Annotated in this window: 17 protein-coding genes; 11 read left to right on the top strand and 6 right to left on the bottom strand. The window is 71.1% G+C overall.

Translation table 11 applies throughout. The features are described from left to right. Positions 1 to 1,043 (bottom strand): AAA family ATPase (locus tag ACJ73U_RS27955; RefSeq protein WP_407780705.1); only part of this gene is annotated, 1,043 nt, incomplete at its 3' end. 256 nt (positions 1,044 to 1,299) lie between these two features. On the opposite strand from ACJ73U_RS27955, the gene ACJ73U_RS27960 reads away from it, so the two are divergent. The 5 genes from ACJ73U_RS27960 (at position 1,300) to ACJ73U_RS27980 (ending at position 4,676) form a co-directional block, all read left to right on the top strand. Beyond that, complete coding sequence (locus ACJ73U_RS27960) at positions 1,300 to 1,983, top strand: hypothetical protein (protein WP_407780706.1); 684 nt, start codon at positions 1,300 to 1,302, stop codon at positions 1,981 to 1,983. A 166-nt stretch (positions 1,984 to 2,149) separates the two neighbouring features. Beyond that, on the top strand, positions 2,150 to 2,788 hold the full coding sequence (locus ACJ73U_RS27965; protein WP_407780707.1) for a hypothetical protein: 639 nt from the start codon (positions 2,150 to 2,152) through the stop codon (positions 2,786 to 2,788). Positions 2,789 to 2,816: 28 nt separating this feature from the next. Further along, a complete protein-coding gene (locus ACJ73U_RS27970; protein WP_407780708.1) occupies positions 2,817 to 3,449 on the top strand; it encodes a hypothetical protein in 633 nt (210 codons plus the stop codon). Beyond that, a complete protein-coding gene (locus tag ACJ73U_RS27975) occupies positions 3,436 to 4,029 on the top strand; it encodes a hypothetical protein (protein ID WP_407780709.1) in 594 nt (197 codons plus the stop codon). Before ACJ73U_RS27970 ends, ACJ73U_RS27975 begins: the two co-directional genes overlap by 14 nt. Then, positions 4,029 to 4,676: a 4a-hydroxytetrahydrobiopterin dehydratase gene (locus ACJ73U_RS27980; RefSeq protein ID WP_407780710.1), complete on the top strand. Its 648-nt coding sequence runs from the start codon at positions 4,029 to 4,031 to the stop codon at positions 4,674 to 4,676. The genes ACJ73U_RS27975 and ACJ73U_RS27980 overlap by 1 nt, the downstream gene beginning before the upstream one ends. Here ACJ73U_RS27980 and ACJ73U_RS27985 read toward each other — a convergent pair. Beyond that, entirely contained in the window at positions 4,673 to 5,509 is an 837-nt protein-coding gene (locus ACJ73U_RS27985; protein ID WP_407780711.1) for a tRNA (adenine-N1)-methyltransferase, read from the bottom strand. The genes ACJ73U_RS27980 and ACJ73U_RS27985 overlap by 4 nt on opposite strands. 114 nt (positions 5,510 to 5,623) lie before the next feature. Here ACJ73U_RS27985 and ACJ73U_RS27990 point away from each other — a divergent pair, with 114 nt between their 5' ends. Then, a complete protein-coding gene (locus tag ACJ73U_RS27990; protein ID WP_407780712.1) occupies positions 5,624 to 6,409 on the top strand; it encodes a hypothetical protein in 786 nt (261 codons plus the stop codon). Positions 6,410 to 6,684: 275 nt separating this feature from the next. Here the strand turns inward: ACJ73U_RS27990 and ACJ73U_RS27995 are convergent, their stop codons facing one another. Next, the gene (locus ACJ73U_RS27995) at positions 6,685 to 7,815 is read right to left on the bottom strand and encodes a site-2 protease family protein (RefSeq protein WP_407780713.1); all 1,131 of its coding nucleotides are present in this window, start codon (positions 7,813 to 7,815) and stop codon (positions 6,685 to 6,687) included. A 467-nt stretch (positions 7,816 to 8,282) separates the two neighbouring features. Between ACJ73U_RS27995 and ACJ73U_RS28000 the strand changes: the two genes are divergently transcribed. Both ACJ73U_RS28000 and ACJ73U_RS28005 read left to right on the top strand, forming a co-directional pair. Then, positions 8,283 to 9,149, top strand: a complete 867-nt coding sequence (locus ACJ73U_RS28000; protein ID WP_407780714.1) for a RecB family exonuclease — start codon at positions 8,283 to 8,285, stop codon at positions 9,147 to 9,149. A gap of 39 nt (positions 9,150 to 9,188) precedes the next feature. Then, positions 9,189 to 9,959, top strand: coding sequence for a thioesterase family protein (locus ACJ73U_RS28005; RefSeq protein ID WP_407780715.1), 771 nt, complete (start codon positions 9,189 to 9,191; stop codon positions 9,957 to 9,959). Here the strand turns inward: ACJ73U_RS28005 and hisG are convergent. The 3 genes from hisG to ACJ73U_RS28020 are packed head-to-tail and all read right to left on the bottom strand — an operon-like array spanning position 9,956 to position 11,821. Continuing rightward, positions 9,956 to 10,801 carry an ATP phosphoribosyltransferase gene (hisG, locus tag ACJ73U_RS28010; RefSeq protein WP_407780716.1) on the bottom strand — a complete coding sequence of 282 codons (846 nt, stop codon included), beginning with the start codon at positions 10,799 to 10,801 and terminating at the stop codon, positions 9,956 to 9,958. The two genes, ACJ73U_RS28005 and hisG, sit on opposite strands and share 4 nt — an antisense overlap. A 12-nt stretch (positions 10,802 to 10,813) precedes the next feature. Continuing rightward, complete coding sequence (locus ACJ73U_RS28015) at positions 10,814 to 11,077, bottom strand: phosphoribosyl-ATP diphosphatase (RefSeq protein WP_407780717.1); 264 nt, start codon at positions 11,075 to 11,077, stop codon at positions 10,814 to 10,816. Positions 11,078 to 11,116: 39 nt separating this feature from the next. After that, complete coding sequence (locus ACJ73U_RS28020; protein WP_407780718.1) at positions 11,117 to 11,821, bottom strand: HAD family hydrolase; 705 nt, start codon at positions 11,819 to 11,821, stop codon at positions 11,117 to 11,119. A 52-nt stretch (positions 11,822 to 11,873) separates the two neighbouring features. Here ACJ73U_RS28020 and ACJ73U_RS28025 point away from each other — a divergent pair, with 52 nt between their 5' ends. The 3 genes from ACJ73U_RS28025 to ACJ73U_RS28035 all read left to right on the top strand — a co-directional run. After that, a complete protein-coding gene (locus ACJ73U_RS28025; RefSeq protein ID WP_407780719.1) occupies positions 11,874 to 12,758 on the top strand; it encodes a PAC2 family protein in 885 nt (294 codons plus the stop codon). A 654-nt stretch (positions 12,759 to 13,412) separates the two neighbouring features. Then, the gene (locus ACJ73U_RS28030; protein ID WP_407780720.1) at positions 13,413 to 13,646 is read left to right on the top strand and encodes a hypothetical protein; all 234 of its coding nucleotides are present in this window, start codon (positions 13,413 to 13,415) and stop codon (positions 13,644 to 13,646) included. A 21-nt stretch (positions 13,647 to 13,667) separates the two neighbouring features. After that, positions 13,668 to 14,791 (top strand): MFS transporter (locus tag ACJ73U_RS28035; RefSeq protein ID WP_407780721.1); only part of this gene is annotated, 1,124 nt, incomplete at its 3' end.

Consider the following 14,791-nt stretch of genomic DNA (forward strand, 5'->3'; position numbering starts at 1 on the left):
AAGATCATCCGGATGTGGCGCTCGGTCTCGCCGACGAACTTGTTCAGCAGCTCGGGGCCCTTGATGTTCAGGAAGTACGACTTGGCCTCGTGCGCCTTGCCGTCACCCCGGGCCGCCGCCACCTGCTTGGCCAGCGAGTTCGCCACCGCCTTGGCGATGAGCGTCTTGCCGCAGCCGGGCGGGCCGTAGAGCAGGACGCCCTTGGGGGGGCGCAGCTCGTACTCGCGGAACAGCTCGGCGTGCAGGAACGGCAGCTCCACCGCGTCGCGGATCTGCTCGATCTGCCGGAACAGGCCGCCGATGTCCTCGTAGCGCACGTCCGGGACCTCCTCCAGCACGAGGTCCTCGACCTCGGCCTTCGGCACCCGCTCGTAGGCGTAGCCCGACTTCGAGTCGACCAGGAGCGAGTCACCCGGCTTGAGCGTCGTCTCGCGCAGCGGGTCGGCGAGCCAGACCACGCGCTCCTCGTCGGCGTGCCCGACCACCAGGGCGCGCAGGGCCGGCTGCTCGTCCGGCTCCGCGAGCAGCTCGCGCAGCGTCGACACCTCGCCGATGCGCTCGAAGTTGCCCGCCTCGACGATGGTCAGCGCCTCGTTCAGCCGCACGGACTGACCGCGACGCAGGTCGCCCACCTCGACCGCGGGGGAACATGCCACCCGCATCTTGCGGCCGGCCGTGAACACGTCGACCGTGCCGTCCTCGTGCCCCGTGAGGAACACGCCGTAGCCGCTCGGCGGCTGCGCGAGCCGGTCGACCTCCTCCCGGAGCGCGAGGAGCTGGCTCCTCGCCTCCCGTAGGGTCTCGACCAGCTTGGCGTTACGCTCAGTCAACTGGCTGACCCGCTCAGACGCCTCGGCGAGCCGCTGCTCGAGCAGGCGGGCATGCCGAGGCGAGTCCGTCAGTTTCCGGCGCAGCAGCGCTACTTCTTCCTCGAGGAACCGGATCTGGGCAGCCTCTGACGGCTCGTGTCCAGTACCCGGTCCCGGTCCAGCGCCGTGCTCGTCGGCCTCCTCTGGCCGACCACCGGGACGATCGTGCTGCATGTCGGCACCTCCTCCCGAATTTCTACTTACCCCACACGGTACCGGTGAAGACCGACAAAAGAAGACCATCCACATCTCGGAACTGTCGCGTCACATTGCGGAAACGGACACTGTCGGAAGTGGATTAGGCCATCTCGGCGCGTGATGGAACCACGAACCCACTACGGTGCGTCAGGTAGTCGACCGGTGTTGGAGGCGCCGGCGGCAGCTCGGGACACAGGCGGGGGGCCCGCCACGAATGAGGGAGAAGCAAGCGATGTCGCAACCGCCGCAGCAGCCGGGGCAGTGGGGTGGGCAGCCCGGCTGGGGGCAGCAGCCAGGCCCTGGTCAGCAGCCTGGCGGCTACCCGCAGCAGGGTGGTTATCCCCAGCAGGGCGGGTATCCCCAGCAGGGGGGTTACCCCCAGACCGGGCCCCAGCCGTACGGGCAGCAGCCGCAGTACGGCCAGCCCCAGTACGGCCAGCCGATGGGCTACGGGCAGCCGGGCTACCCACCGGGGAAGAAGAGCCCGATGCCGTGGATCCTCGCTGGTGGCGGCGTGGTCGTCGTGGCCGTGGTCGTGGTGTTGATCATCGTGCTGACCGGCGGGGCGGACACGAGCAGTCCTCAGGGCGTCGCCGAGGCCGCGGTGTCCGCGGCCAACGACCAGGACTACGACAAGCTCGTGGAGCTCACCTGCAACGCCGACAAGGAAGAGGTCAAGAAGAACGTCGACCCCGGCGAGATCGACTCCTCGCTCGCCGACGTCAAGATGAACTTCGAGCTGGGCAAAGTCGAGACGCAGGGGGACGACGCCGCGACGGCGGAGGTCACGATCACCTTCACGAACGTGCCCGACAAGGCCAAGCAGTACCTCAAGGACATGAGTGGTGTGCTGAACCTCAAGAAGGAGAGCGGCGACTGGTGTGTCGCGAGTCTCGGCCCGTCCACTGCCAGCTGAGTCATAACGGATTGGTCAACGCGGCGGTCGTCGGGCGTGTCCCGGCGACCGCCGTTGTCGTACGGCTCTCCTACGATGGGTTTCGTCCCGGTGTTCGCGGGAACGGACGGCGCGTCGGCGCCGTCCTTCAGAGTGTGATGACGTGTGAGGAGTTCGGGGCCAAGAGATGAGCTATCCACCGCAGCAGCCCGAACAGCCGTCCTACCAGGGCCTCGGCGCCTACCCGGGTGGGCCGCGGAAGAAACGCAACACCGGGAAGGTCGTGGCCATCGTCGCGATCATCGTGCTGGTGCTCGCCGGCGGCGGGGTGGCGGCCTACTTCCTCACGAAGAGCGACGACAGGACGAACGACACCGCGTCCTCCGAACGGAGCAGTGGCGGCAACTCCAAGGACACGAGCAGCGACGAGAATGCCCCGAAGAGTTCCGACGACGCGTCATCAGATCGTGACCAAGGTCGAGGCGGCGGTGACTCGGACGCGAGCAACTCTCCAGACGACGTCCGCGACGACTACATGGCCGCATACGAGAACAACGACTTCGCCGACGTGGTGAACAACTCGTGCGACGCCTACAAGCGCAAGTTCGGCACGGACACCTCCGACCTGGAGACCAAGCTCAAGGACTACGACATCACCGCGACGCCGGACGGCGACGTGGACGTCGACAAGAAGAACCCCGACACGGCGACCGCGAAGATCGACCTGACGCTCGCCGGCCCGGACAACACCCAGGACGCGAAGATCCTGATCAAGATCGTCCAGGAGCGCGGCAAGTGGCGGTTCTGCGGCGAGGGCGAGGCCTGACACCCCGTCAACCAGCATCGGAGCAGTCATGACCTACCCGCCGCAACAGGGTCCGCCGGACCCGTACGACCGGCAGCAGGGGCACCCTGGCCAGCACGGCCAGCAACCGCCGGCAGGTCGGTACGGGCAGTACGGTCAGTACGGGCAGCCGCAGTACGGTCAGCCGCCGGGCCAGCCCGGTGGCCAGCCGCCGAAGGGCAAGCGGGGCGTGGTCATCGCGATCGTCGTGGTCGCCGTGCTGGTGCTGGGCGGTGGTGTGGCGATCTGGCTGCTCACCAGGGACGACGGCTCGGGCAGTGCCGGCCCCGGGACGACCGGTCAGACGACCGGCGACGAGCCGACCGGCGGGAACAACCCCACGAGCGCGCCGACCTCGGGCGGCGGAGGTGGCGAGGAGGCGCTGAAGTCCGTCGCACAGAGCTACTTCCAGGCGCTGAACAAGCGGGACGAGTCCGCCGCCACCGAGCTCACCTGCGACAAGAGCGACCCCGGCGCCCTGTGGGAGGGCCTCGCCACCGACGTCAAGGTGGCACTCGACCGGGTGGAGATGGTCTCGGACACCTCGGCGACCGTCTTCTACAAGCTCGCGGACAGCAGCAGCAACGCGTCAATGCCGATCTTGATGGCCTTCGAGGATGGAGCCTGGTGTGTCTCAACCTGACGGACCGAGCGCGGAGGAGCGGGACGCCGAGGACTTGCCGGAGACCGGCGAGCCCGACGCGGCACCGGCGACCCGGCGGAAGGTCTGGCTGTTCTGGACCGCCGCGGTCGTGGTACTGGTCGCCGTCGGGGTGGTCGTCTTCCTGCTGACCAGGGACGACTCGACCGACACGGCCAGCCCCTCGGTGCCGACCATCGCGGACTCGAACGCCCCGAGCAGCCCCAGCCAGACGCCGCCGACCACGGGCACGACGGCCACGATGAGCGCCTCGGCCGTACCGCCCACGACGTCGGCCGCCGCGCCCGCCGGGGAGCCCCGCACCGTCCAGTCGGTGGCCGAGCAGGCGGCGACGGCGATCAGCAACGCCGACGTCAAGACGCTCGCCCAGCTCAGCTGCGACCCCGGCGCCGCGGGCGAGCAGGACACGTTCCCCACGAACGCGAAGGTCGAGGTCATCGGCGAGCCGCAGGTCAGCGGCGACACCGCGACCATCACCGTCCGGGTGACGGTCGAGGGCGCCGACCCGGCCGAGATCCCCATGCCGTTGACGAAGCAAGACGGCCGGTGGTGCATCCCCTGATGGCCACGCTGACCGGTCGGCAGATCGCCGACGAGAAGCTGCACGGGTGGGCCTACCTGCTCGGCGGCCTGCAGACACGCATCGAGACCGGGGACTTCGCGACCGGCCTGGCGATCGTCGACGCCATCGGGGCGGCGGCCGAGGATCTGGGCCACCACCCCGACCTCGACCTGCGCCGCGACCACGTCGACGTCCGCCTGACCAGCCACGACGAGCGCGGGGTCACCGAGCGCGACGTCCGGCTCGCCCGCGCCGTCACGTCGGTCGTGGAGGCGGCGAACGTGCGGCTCTCCGAGGAAGGCGTCTCGCGGCTCGAACTCGCGCTCGACACGCCGAGCCAGGAGTCGGTCATCCCGTTCTGGGCCGCGGTGCTGGCGATGGAGCACGCCGCCGGCCCCGGCTTCGGCGACGAACTGCGCGACCCGCACCTGCCGGCGGTCTGGTTCCAGGCGTCCGGCAGCGAGGAGCCCCGGCAGCGCTGGCACCCCGACGTGTGGGTGGACCCCGCGCAGGTCCAGCCGCGCATCGACGCCGCGCTCGCGGCCGGCGGCACCCTCGTCAGCGACGCGGAGGCGCCGAACTTCTGGGTGCTCGCCGACCCCGAGGGCAACCGCGTCTGCCTGTGCACCTGGCAGGAGCGGGACTAGATGGTCTGCCGCCCCCGCCGCTGCGGGCGCGGGGTGACCACGCCGTCGGCCAGGCGGCGGGCGGTCAGCAGGAACGCGGTGTGCGCGACCATCCGGTGGTCCGGGCGGACGGCGAGGCCGACGACGTGCCACGGGCGCATGAGCGTCTCCCACGCCTCCGGCTCGGTCCAGCACTGCTGTTCCCGCAGGGCCTCGGTCACGCGGGACAGCTGGGTCGTCGTCGCCACGTACACCACGAGGACGCCGCCCGGGATGAGGTTCGCGGCGACCGTCGGGAGCATCTCCCACGGGGAGAGCATGTCCAGGATGGCCCGGTCGACCTCGCCCTCGTGCGTGGCGAGGTCGCGGACCCGCAGTTCCCAGTTCGCGGGCCGCTCGCCGAAGAAGGCGGTGACGTTGCGGAGGGCGTGTTCGGCGTGGTCGTCGCGCACCTCGTAGGAGGTCACGCAGCCGCCGGGGCCGACGGCACGCAGCAGTGAGCACGTCAGCGCCCCGGAGCCGGCACCCGCCTCGAGGACACGCGCGCCGGGGAAGATGTCGCCCCACATCACGATCTGCCCGGTGTCCTTCGGGTAGATCACCTGCGCGCCCCTCGGCATGGACAGCACGTAGTCGGCCAGCCGCGGCCGCAGCGCGAGGTACGCGGTGCCGCCGGCGGAGGTCACCAGCGAGCCCTCGTCCTGACCGATGAGGTCGTCATGCGCCACCGCGCCGCGGTGGGTGTGGTACTGATCCCCCGGCGTGAGCACGAGCGTGTAGTGCCGCCCCTTCGGATCGGTGAGCTGCACCCGGTCGCCCACCTGAAACGGCCCGCTCGCCCTTGCCTCCGTCACCCGATTCCCTTCCCGATGTCTGATGTCCGCAGATCGTCCCAGACCCGGTCAGGGCGGTTGTCGGGGACCGCCACTACCCTGGCCGGGCAGGCCGAGGCCAACCAGAGGGGGATCATGACCTACCCACCGCAGCCGCCGGGTCCCTATGGTCCACAGGACCCCTATGGCCAGCAGCCGCCCTACGGTCAGCAACCGCCGTACGGCCAGCAACCCCCTTATGGACAGCAACAGCCGTACGGGCAGCCGCAGTGGGGGCAGCAGGAACAGCAGTGGGGGCAGCCGGGTTACCCGGTCGGTCCGCCGCCGAAGAAGTCGAGGACCGGCCTGATCACCACCCTCGTGATCGTCGCGGTGCTGGTGGTCGGCGGCGGTGGCGTCGCCGCGTTCCTGCTGCTGCGCGACAACGGGTCCGGCAACAGCGCCGGGAACCCCCGCGCGGCCGCGGACGCGTTCAGCAAGGAGCTGGGCACCCAGCTCAGCAAGCCGGTCGATTCGGTCGACCTCGACCCGCTCAAGCCGCTGACCTGCGCGAGCGACTTCAAGAAGCTGCGTGACGAGCTGGCGGACGCGCGCGACTACAACTCCAGCGCCACCAAGAAGCCCGACCCGAAGAAGGTCACGTTCGGCGTCTCCGGCTTCAAGGAGACCAGCGACGGCGCCACCTTCACGATGACGCCCAAGCCGCAGGGCGAGAGCGCCGAGGCCCCGATCGACATGAAGGTCCAGAAGGAGAACGGCAACTGGGTGGTGTGCGGGCTCTACAACCAGCAGAGCGACCACCAGGAGGAGCCGGGTGGCCTGCCGAGCAGCAGCAGCGGTGGCGGCAAGGACGGCGGTGGCAAGGACGGCGGCGGCGGCTTCGACACCTCGATCCCCAACCCCATCCCGAGAACCAGCTGACCCACGATCTCACTGTCTCTTTCCGGTGTAGGCGCCCGAGTTCGGGCAGGTTCCACCGGCGCTCGTTCTCGTGCGCGGGTCAGTCCTGCCGGCCGCGTTGGATGCTTCGGCGATCAGCTTGACGCGGCGGAGCCGGGCGTCCCAGGTGGCGCCGACCGACGAGAGCTGTGCGACCGCGCTGGGCCTCGTCCACCTCGTAGCGGCGTTCGCGGCCGGACGGCGTGCCGTGCCCGGTCCAGTACGCCGAGGTGTTTGGCCGCAACCATTGGTTGCGGTTAGAAGTGGGACCTGCCGGTGAGGCTGGCGCGCAGGTCGTCGCGGTGGAGGACCCCGGCGGGGCGGCCTTCGCCGTCCACCACGAGGAACTGCCACGCGGGCGTCTCCGCGACGCGCTCGGCGATCTCCTCGCCCGGCTCGGAGTCCAGCAGCACGGACTCCGGGCGGATGGGCTCCGCGGCCTGCTCGGCCGGGGCCATCGGCGACCGCTCGGCCAGTCGCTCCGCGGCGACCGGGTCGAGCAGGCCCGCCGCGACACCGTCGGCACGCACGAGCACCACTCCCCGGCCGGCGGCGGCGGTCAGCGCGTCGGCGACCGGGCTCTCGGCGGGCAGTTGCAGTACGGGACGGACCAGGTCGGCGAGGGCGAGCCCGGCCGGCCAGGTCCTGCGCTGGTCGGCGGCCAGCTCTCCCCTGGCGCCGGACACGACGAACCACGCGGTGAGCGCGCACACGCCGAGCCGCAGCCAGCGGTCGGGGCTGTCCTCGGCGAGGCCCCACAGCGCCCAGAACATGAGCAGCGCGGCGACGAGCCAGCCACCCACGACTGCGGCCCGCGTGCCGATCCCCCGGTCGCCGAACAGCGCCCAGACACCGGCCCGGAGCATGCGGCCGCCGTCCAGCGGCAGTCCGGGGAGCATGTTGAACACGGCGACGGCGACGTTCGCGACCGCGCACTCCAGCACCAGCAGCCAGACCGGGCCCGCCGCCGGCATCAACAGCAGGACGAACCCGCAGAGCGCGGCGAGCACCGCGGACACGACCGGCCCGGCGGCGGCGATCATGCCTTCCTGCGCTGGGCGGCGCGGGGTGCGGCTGATCTCGGCGAGGCCGCCGAGCAGGAACAGTCGCAACCGGCGGACCGGGATGCCGAGTTTGAGCGCGACCACGCAGTGCCCCAGCTCGTGAGCCAGCACCGACGCACCGAGCAGCACCGCGAACGCCGCGGCGAGCGAGAGCGACACGACGGGCCCCGCCTCGGGCAGGAACCGATCGACGAGCGGCGCGTACAACACGATGATCGCGACCGAACCGACCCACCACGACGCGGAGAGCAGCACAGGAACCCCACGAAAGCGGAACAGCAACAGACCGCCGTCGCGATCCGCCATGCCCGCCCCGTTCGTCATGCGAGAAGGGTAGGGGGAATTGTGTGGGAATGCGGTGTGAGGGGGGCGCGTGCGGCCAAAGGGTGATCTGCCCGACCCACAAGCACCAAGACGCGACGAGACGAGCCCGCCGTCCCGGCGCGCAGGAGAGAACCCGCCAGCGAACCACCGAGCGAAGAACCGTGAACAGCCCCCGGCGCCTGGACCGAGCGAGCAGCGGACACGACAGGAGCGAAGCCACCCCCGCTGAGCATCGCAGCAGGGAAGGAAGGACGCCGGATACAAGCCGCGAACCCGCGAGCGAAGCGAGTCAAACCAACCCGTGAGTGGCCGCCGGCGTCTGGACTGACGAGCACGAAGGTTCCTGCGCGAGGAACGAGCCCAGGAACCTTCGTGCGCAGGAGGGAAGACGCCGGGAACAGGCCGCGAACCCGCGAGCGGAGCGAGCCAATCAAACACTGTCGGGGGTCTGCCCTAATGTCTCCGGCATGACGCAATCCCCTGCCGCGATTGATACGGAGGTCGTCGTTCGGCGGCCCGCGCTGTCGCCTTCGCGGGCCGGTGACTTCAAGCAGTGTCCCCTGCTCTACCGCTTCCGGGCGGTGGACCGGCTGCCGGAGACGCCGTCGACCGCGCAGGTGCGGGGCATCGCGGTGCACGCTGTGTTGGAGGAGCTGTTCGCATTGCCGGCGGGCGAGCGGGTGCCCGACCGTGCGCACGCGTTGCTCGCGCCCGTGTGGCAGCGGCTGCGGGAGGAGCGTCCGGAGCTCGCCGACCTGTTCCCCGACGGTGACGAGCAGTGGCTGGAGTCGGCGGCGCGGATGATCGACGGGTACTTCACGCTGGAGGACCCGCGTCGGTTCGATCCCGAGGCCCGCGAGCTGCTCGTGGAGACCGAGCTGACGTCCGGGGTGCTGCTGCGCGGCTACATCGACCGCATCGACGTCGCGCCGACCGGGGAGATCCGGGTCGTCGACTACAAGACCGGCGCCGCGCCCCGTGAGATCGGCGAGGCCAAGGCGTTGTTCCAGATGAAGTTCTACGCGCTGGTGCTGTGGCGGCTGCGCGGGGTGGTGCCGAAGCAGCTGCGCCTGATGTACCTGGCGGACTGCCAGTCGCTGACCTACACCCCGGACGAGCCGGAGCTGCGGCGGTTCGAGCGGACCCTCGAAGCGGTGTGGCAGGCGATCCTGCGTGCCGGCAAGACCGGCGACTTCCGGCCGAACCGGAGCAAATTGTGCGACTGGTGCTCTCATCAGGCGCTGTGCCCGGAGTTCGGTGGCACCCCGCCGCCGTACCCGGGGTGGCCGGAGCCCGACGCGGGTGAGGAGACGGTGTTGGACAGGGCGGATTAGTCCGCCTCCTGACGAAAAGATCCAGGAGACAGGGCCTCGATGTTCTACGAACCACTGGGCGAAGGGCGCTACCGGTCGACCGTGCACACGACCGGGCCGTGGTCGAAGCTGACGCAGCACCTCGGGCCGCCGTCGGCGTTGCTGGCGCGGGAGATGGAGCGGCTGCCGGCGTCCGCGCCGATGATGATCGCGCGGGTGACGGTCGAGATCCTCGGGCCGGTGCCGGTGGCGGAGCTGTCGGTGTCCGCGGCCGTCGAACGGCCGGGGCGGTCGGTGGAGCTGCTGAGCGCCGAGCTTTCCGCGGGCGGCAAGGTGGCGGCGCGGGCACGGGCGTGGCGGATCATTCGCTCGGACACCTCGGCCGTCGCCGCGGACGCCGACGAGCCGCTGGCACCGCCGTCGGCCGGGCGGGTGATGACGCGGCCCGACAGCTGGGGTCCGGGCTACCTGGACGTCATGGAGTGGCGCTCACTGGCCGGCTCCCTCGCCGAGCAGGGGCCGGCCACGGTCTGGGCGCGCCAGACCATGCCGCTCGTCGGTGAGGAGGAGCCGTCCGGACTGCAGCGGCTGCTGACGGTCGCGGACTCGGGCAACGGCGTGTCCGGCCTGCTCGACCCGCACAAGTGGCTGTTCATCAACTCGGACCTGACCGTGCACCTCTACCGGCAGCCGGTCGGCGAGTGGATCGCGTTGGACGCGGCCACCGCGATCGGACCCGACGGCATCGGGGTCGCGGCCTCCGTGCTGCACGATCTCACCGGGCCCGTCGGCCGCGGCGCGCAGGCGTTGCTCGTGCGGCCGCAGGGCTAGAGACGGCAGGAGCGGATGTCCGAGGCCAGCACCGCGCGGGCACCCAGCGCGGCGAGCCGGTCCATGATCGCGTTGGCGTCACCGCGAGGCACCATCGCGCGGACGGCCACCCAGTCGGGGGACGCCAGTGGGGCAACCGTCGGTGACTCCACGCCGGGGGCGACCGTGATCGCCTCGTCCAGGAGGGACTTCGGGCAGTCGTAGTCGAGCATCATGTACTGCTGCGCGAACACCACACCCTGCAGCCGGCCCGTGAGCTGCTCCTTGGCGGGGCTGTCCGCCGCGTGCACGCCGTGGACGAGCACCGCCTCGGACTCGCAGATCGGGTCGCCGAAGACCTCCAGGTTGTGCTGGCGCAGGGTGCGGCCCGAGTCGACCACGTCCGCCACCACGTCGGCCACGCCCAGCTGCACGGAGATCTCCACGGCGCCGTCCAGCCGGATGACCGTCGCCTCGATGCCCCGGGCCGCGAGGTCCTGCCGGACCAGGTTCGGGTAGGACGTGGCCAGGCGCTTGCCCGCGAGGTCGGTCACCTTCCAGTCGGTGCCGGCGGGTGCTGCGTAGCGGAAGGTCGACGTGCCGAAGCCCAGCGACAGGCGCTCGGCGACCGGCGCGCCCGACTCCAGCGCCTGGTCCCGGCCGGTGATGCCCAGGTCCAGCTCGCCGGAGCCGACGTAGATCGGGATGTCCTTCGGGCGGAGGAAGAAGAACTCGACGTCGTTGCCCCGGTCGAGCACGGTCAGGTCCCGCTGGTCGTGGCGCTTCCGGTAGCCGGCCTCGCTCAGCATCTCGGTGGCCGGCGCGGACAACGCGCCCTTGTTCGGCACGGCAACCCGCAACATTCTCGAGAACTCCTAGAGGTAGCGGTAGACGTCTTCGAGCGTGAGGCCGCGGCCCAGCATGAGCACCTGCACCCGGTACAGCAGCTGGGACACCTCCTCGGCGAGCCGCTCGTCGGACTCGTGCTCGGCGGCGATCCACACCTCGCCTGCCTCTTCCAGAACCTTCTTGCCCTGCGCGTGCACCCCTGCGTCGAGCGCGGCGACGGTGCCGGAGCCCTCGGGGCGGTTGGCCGCCCGGTCGCGGAGTTCGGCGAACAGCTCGTCGAACGTCTTCACGTTGTTGATCCTGCCATCCCCGGCCAAGCCACTTTCGGGTCAGGTGAGGAGAGCGGAGAGGTCGGCCACCGTGAGCCCTTCGAGGGAGGTCCGGAAGACCCGCCGCTCCCCCGGCTCGACCGGCACCTCGCACGGCACGACCAGCACGTTCGTCCCGGCCGCCACCGCCGACGCGACACCGATGGGCGAGTCCTCGATGACGACGCACTCCCTCGGGTCCGTCCCGAGCAGGCGACACGCCTTCAGGTACGGCTCTGGGTGCGGCTTGTTCAGCCCGGCGACCTCGTCGCCGCAGACCGTCACCCGAAAGAGTGATCTACCGATGGTGTCGAGCGCGATCTCGGCCAGTCCGCGCTCGGTGGAGGTGACCAGCGCCATCGGCAGGCCGGCCGCCTGCACGGTGGCCAGCGCGTCCGCCGCGCCCGGCCGCCACGGCAGGTCCTGGTGGTACACCTCGGCCATGCGCCGGTCGATCCACGCCGCGCCGTCCGCGAGCTGGTCGGGCGTGGGGTCGAGGATGCCCACCTCGGTGTAGATGAGCCGCAGCGTGACCATGACGTTCGTGCCGACCATGGCCTGCCTGGTCTCGGTGGACAGCTCGCCGCCGAGCTTCTCGGTCAGCTCGTAGAGCGGGATGTCCCAGAGTTTCTCGGAGTCGAGGAGGGTGCCGTCCAGGTCCCACAGGACCGCGGCCGGGGTGCTGCGGGAGGTGTCAGGGGACCCTGGATCGGTCTCGGCCGGCATGCGAACCAGCCTACGATCTCCGGCCGGGACGCTCGGGTCGTAGGCTTGCCCAGTGACCGATCCGGACCTGCAGCCAAACGCGCAGCCAGAGCTCGTCGAGCCCGTGGTGGTGTGCGCATTCGAAGGATGGAACGACGCCGGCGACGCCGCCACCGCCGCGATCGAACATCTGCAGCTCACGTGGGAGGCCACCGCGCTGTCCGAGATCGACCCGGACGACTACTACGACTTCCAGGTCACCCGGCCGACGGTGCGCATGGTGGACGGGGTCACTCGCCGGGTCGAGTGGCCGACCACACGGCTGTCGGTGTGCCGGCCCCCTGGTGCGACCCGTGACGTGGTGCTCGTGCACGGCATCGAGCCGAACATGCGCTGGCGGAGGTTCTGCGCGGAGCTGATCGACCAGTTCGAGGAGTTCGGCGTGACCACCGTGGTCACGCTGGGTGCGCTGCTCGCCGACACCCCGCACACCAGGCCGGTGCCGGTGACGGGCACGGCGTACGACGCGGCGTCGGCCGCGCGGTTCGGCCTGGAGCGGAGCAAGTACGAGGGCCCGACGGGGATCGTCGGCGTGTTGCAGGACTCGTGCGTGCAGGCCGGGGTGCCGGCGATCTCGCTCTGGGCCGCGGTGCCGCACTACGTGTCCCAGCCGCCGTCACCGAAGGCCACGCTCGCGCTGCTGCACCGCGTCGAGGAGGTGCTCGACGTCGAGGTGCCGCTCGGCGACCTGCCCGACCAGGCGGAGGAGTGGCAGCGCACGGTCAGCGAGATGGCCGAGGAGGACGAGGACGTCCGCAACTACGTCCGCGCCCTCGAGGAACGCGGCGACGCGGACCTGGCCCTGAACGAGACCAGCGGCGACGCGATCGCGGCGGAGTTCGAGCGCTACCTGCGCCGCCGCCGTCCCGGCCCCGGCCGCGGCCCGTCGGGGGTGTAGCCGAGGCGGCGGAGGACGCCTTCCCTCACCTCTGGGTGCGGCTGTGACCGTGGCTGGGACGAAGGCGTCCTTCATCACACCTCGCCGGCGCACGAGAGTCCCCTTCGCTCGCACTCGGCCGCGAAAGTTGTCCACAGGCCGCGACAACCAGGGGTTTTGTCGGTGCGGGCCGATAGACTGGCATCGGGGCCGCCCCCGGGATCGGGTGGGGGCTGCCCACAGTAAGCGGCGAAGCGGCGTTCGGCGGGTTCGGTTGTGCGGCGGAGTTCGGTGAGTGGGAGGGCGGCGGCGTTCGGTCAACGGGTGGCGGCGCTTCGGCGGGCAGGAGCGGGGTCCGCGTTCGGCGAACCGAGGGCGGCAGCGCTTCGGCGGGTGGGTGGCGTGGCAGCGCTTCGCGCAGCAGCGGCAGCGCGCGTTCGGCCAACGGGAGTGGCGCTCGCGTTCGACCAACCGAGGGCGGCGGCGCTTCGGCGAGCAGGTGGCGCGGCAGCGCCTTACCCAGCAGCGGCGCCCGCGTTCAACCAACCAATGGTGACAACGCTTCGACGAGCACGTGGCGCGGCAGCGCCTCACCCAGCAACAGCGACGCATTCGGCCAACGGGAGTGGCGCCCGCGTTCGACCAACCGATGGCGGCAGCCCCTTCGGCGAGCAGGTGGCGCGGCAGCGCTTCACCCAGCAGCGGCAGCCGTATCCGACCAACGGGAGCGGCGCCCGCGTTCGACCAACCGATGGCGGCAGCCCCTTCGGCGAGCAGGTGGCGCGGCAGCGCTTCACCCAGCAGCAGCGCCCGCGTTCGACCATCCGATGGCGGCAACGCTTCGGCGAGCCGGCGCCCGAGTGGCGCGACGGCGGTTCGGTCGGTGGTTGTGATGTGCGGCGGGTGTGAGGAGTTTCGGCGGGTGGTGGCGTGAGCGGGCGGGAGCGGCTGGCTCGGGCCGGGCTCTACGTGGGCGGGTTCCTCGGGCCGTTCGGGGGCAGTGTCACCGCCTCGATGTTGCCTGAGTTGGGGCATGACTTCGGGGTGTCCACGGACGCCACCTCCGCGACGATCACCGCCTACTTCGTGCCCTTCGCGGTCCTGATGCTGTTCTCCGGGACGTTGGGGGCGCGGTGGGGTTTGCGTCGGTGCGTGCTCGGGGCGTACGCCGTCTCGGTGGTGGGGTCGGTGCTCTGTGCTACCGCGACCGTCTTTCCCGTGTTGCTCGTCGGGCGGGGTGTGCAGGGGGTGGCCAACGCGTTCACCACTCCCCTGCTGCTCGCGACCATTGCCGCCACCACGCCGAGGGCTCGGCTGTCCCGGGCGTTGGGGCTCTTCGCCTCGTTGCAGTCGGCCGGGCAGACCAGTGGGCCGCTCCTCGGCGGGCTCGCGGCCGAGGAGTCGTGGCGGTTGGCGTTCGTCGGGGTGGGGCTCGCGGCGGCGGGGCTCGCGCTGGTCGGGTTGCCGGGGACGCCGCAACGCGGGCCGGCCGAGGTCATCCGGTTGCGGGCGGCGTGGCGGCCGTACGTGCTGCGGGTGGCGGCGGTCGCGTTCGTGGGGTGGGGGTGTCTTGGTGGGCTGACGTTCCTGGTCGCGTTCCGGGCCGAGGACGGGTTCGGGTTGTCGTCCGGGGAGCGGGGGCTGCTGCTGACCGCGTTCGGCGTCGTCGGGATGCTCGCCGCCGGGTTCGCCGGGCGCGTCGTCGACCGGATCGGCGGGCGGCGGGGCGCCTTGTTCGGCGCGTTGGGGGCGGCCGTGCCCGTGGCGTTGATCGGGCTCGTGCCGTGGCTGGGGATGGTGGCCGTGCTGTGGGCGCTGTGCGGGATCTGCGCGCAGTTCGTGAACGTCGGGATCAACACGCTCGCGCTGACCAGCGAGGACAACCCGGCCGGTGCGGTGTCGGTGGTGCAGGCGTTCCGGTTCATCGGCGCGTCCGCGGCGCCCATCGCGTTCACGCCCGTCTACAACGCGTCCTCGGTGCTCGGGTTCGGCGTGCCGGCCCTGCTGCTGGCTGTCGTGGCGCCGGCCGCACTGCTGCTCGGGGCAGGAGTGCG

Origin of the sequence: Actinophytocola sp., from assembly GCF_045807065.1 — a bacterium.
GTDB lineage: Bacteria > Actinomycetota > Actinomycetes > Mycobacteriales > Pseudonocardiaceae > Actinophytocola.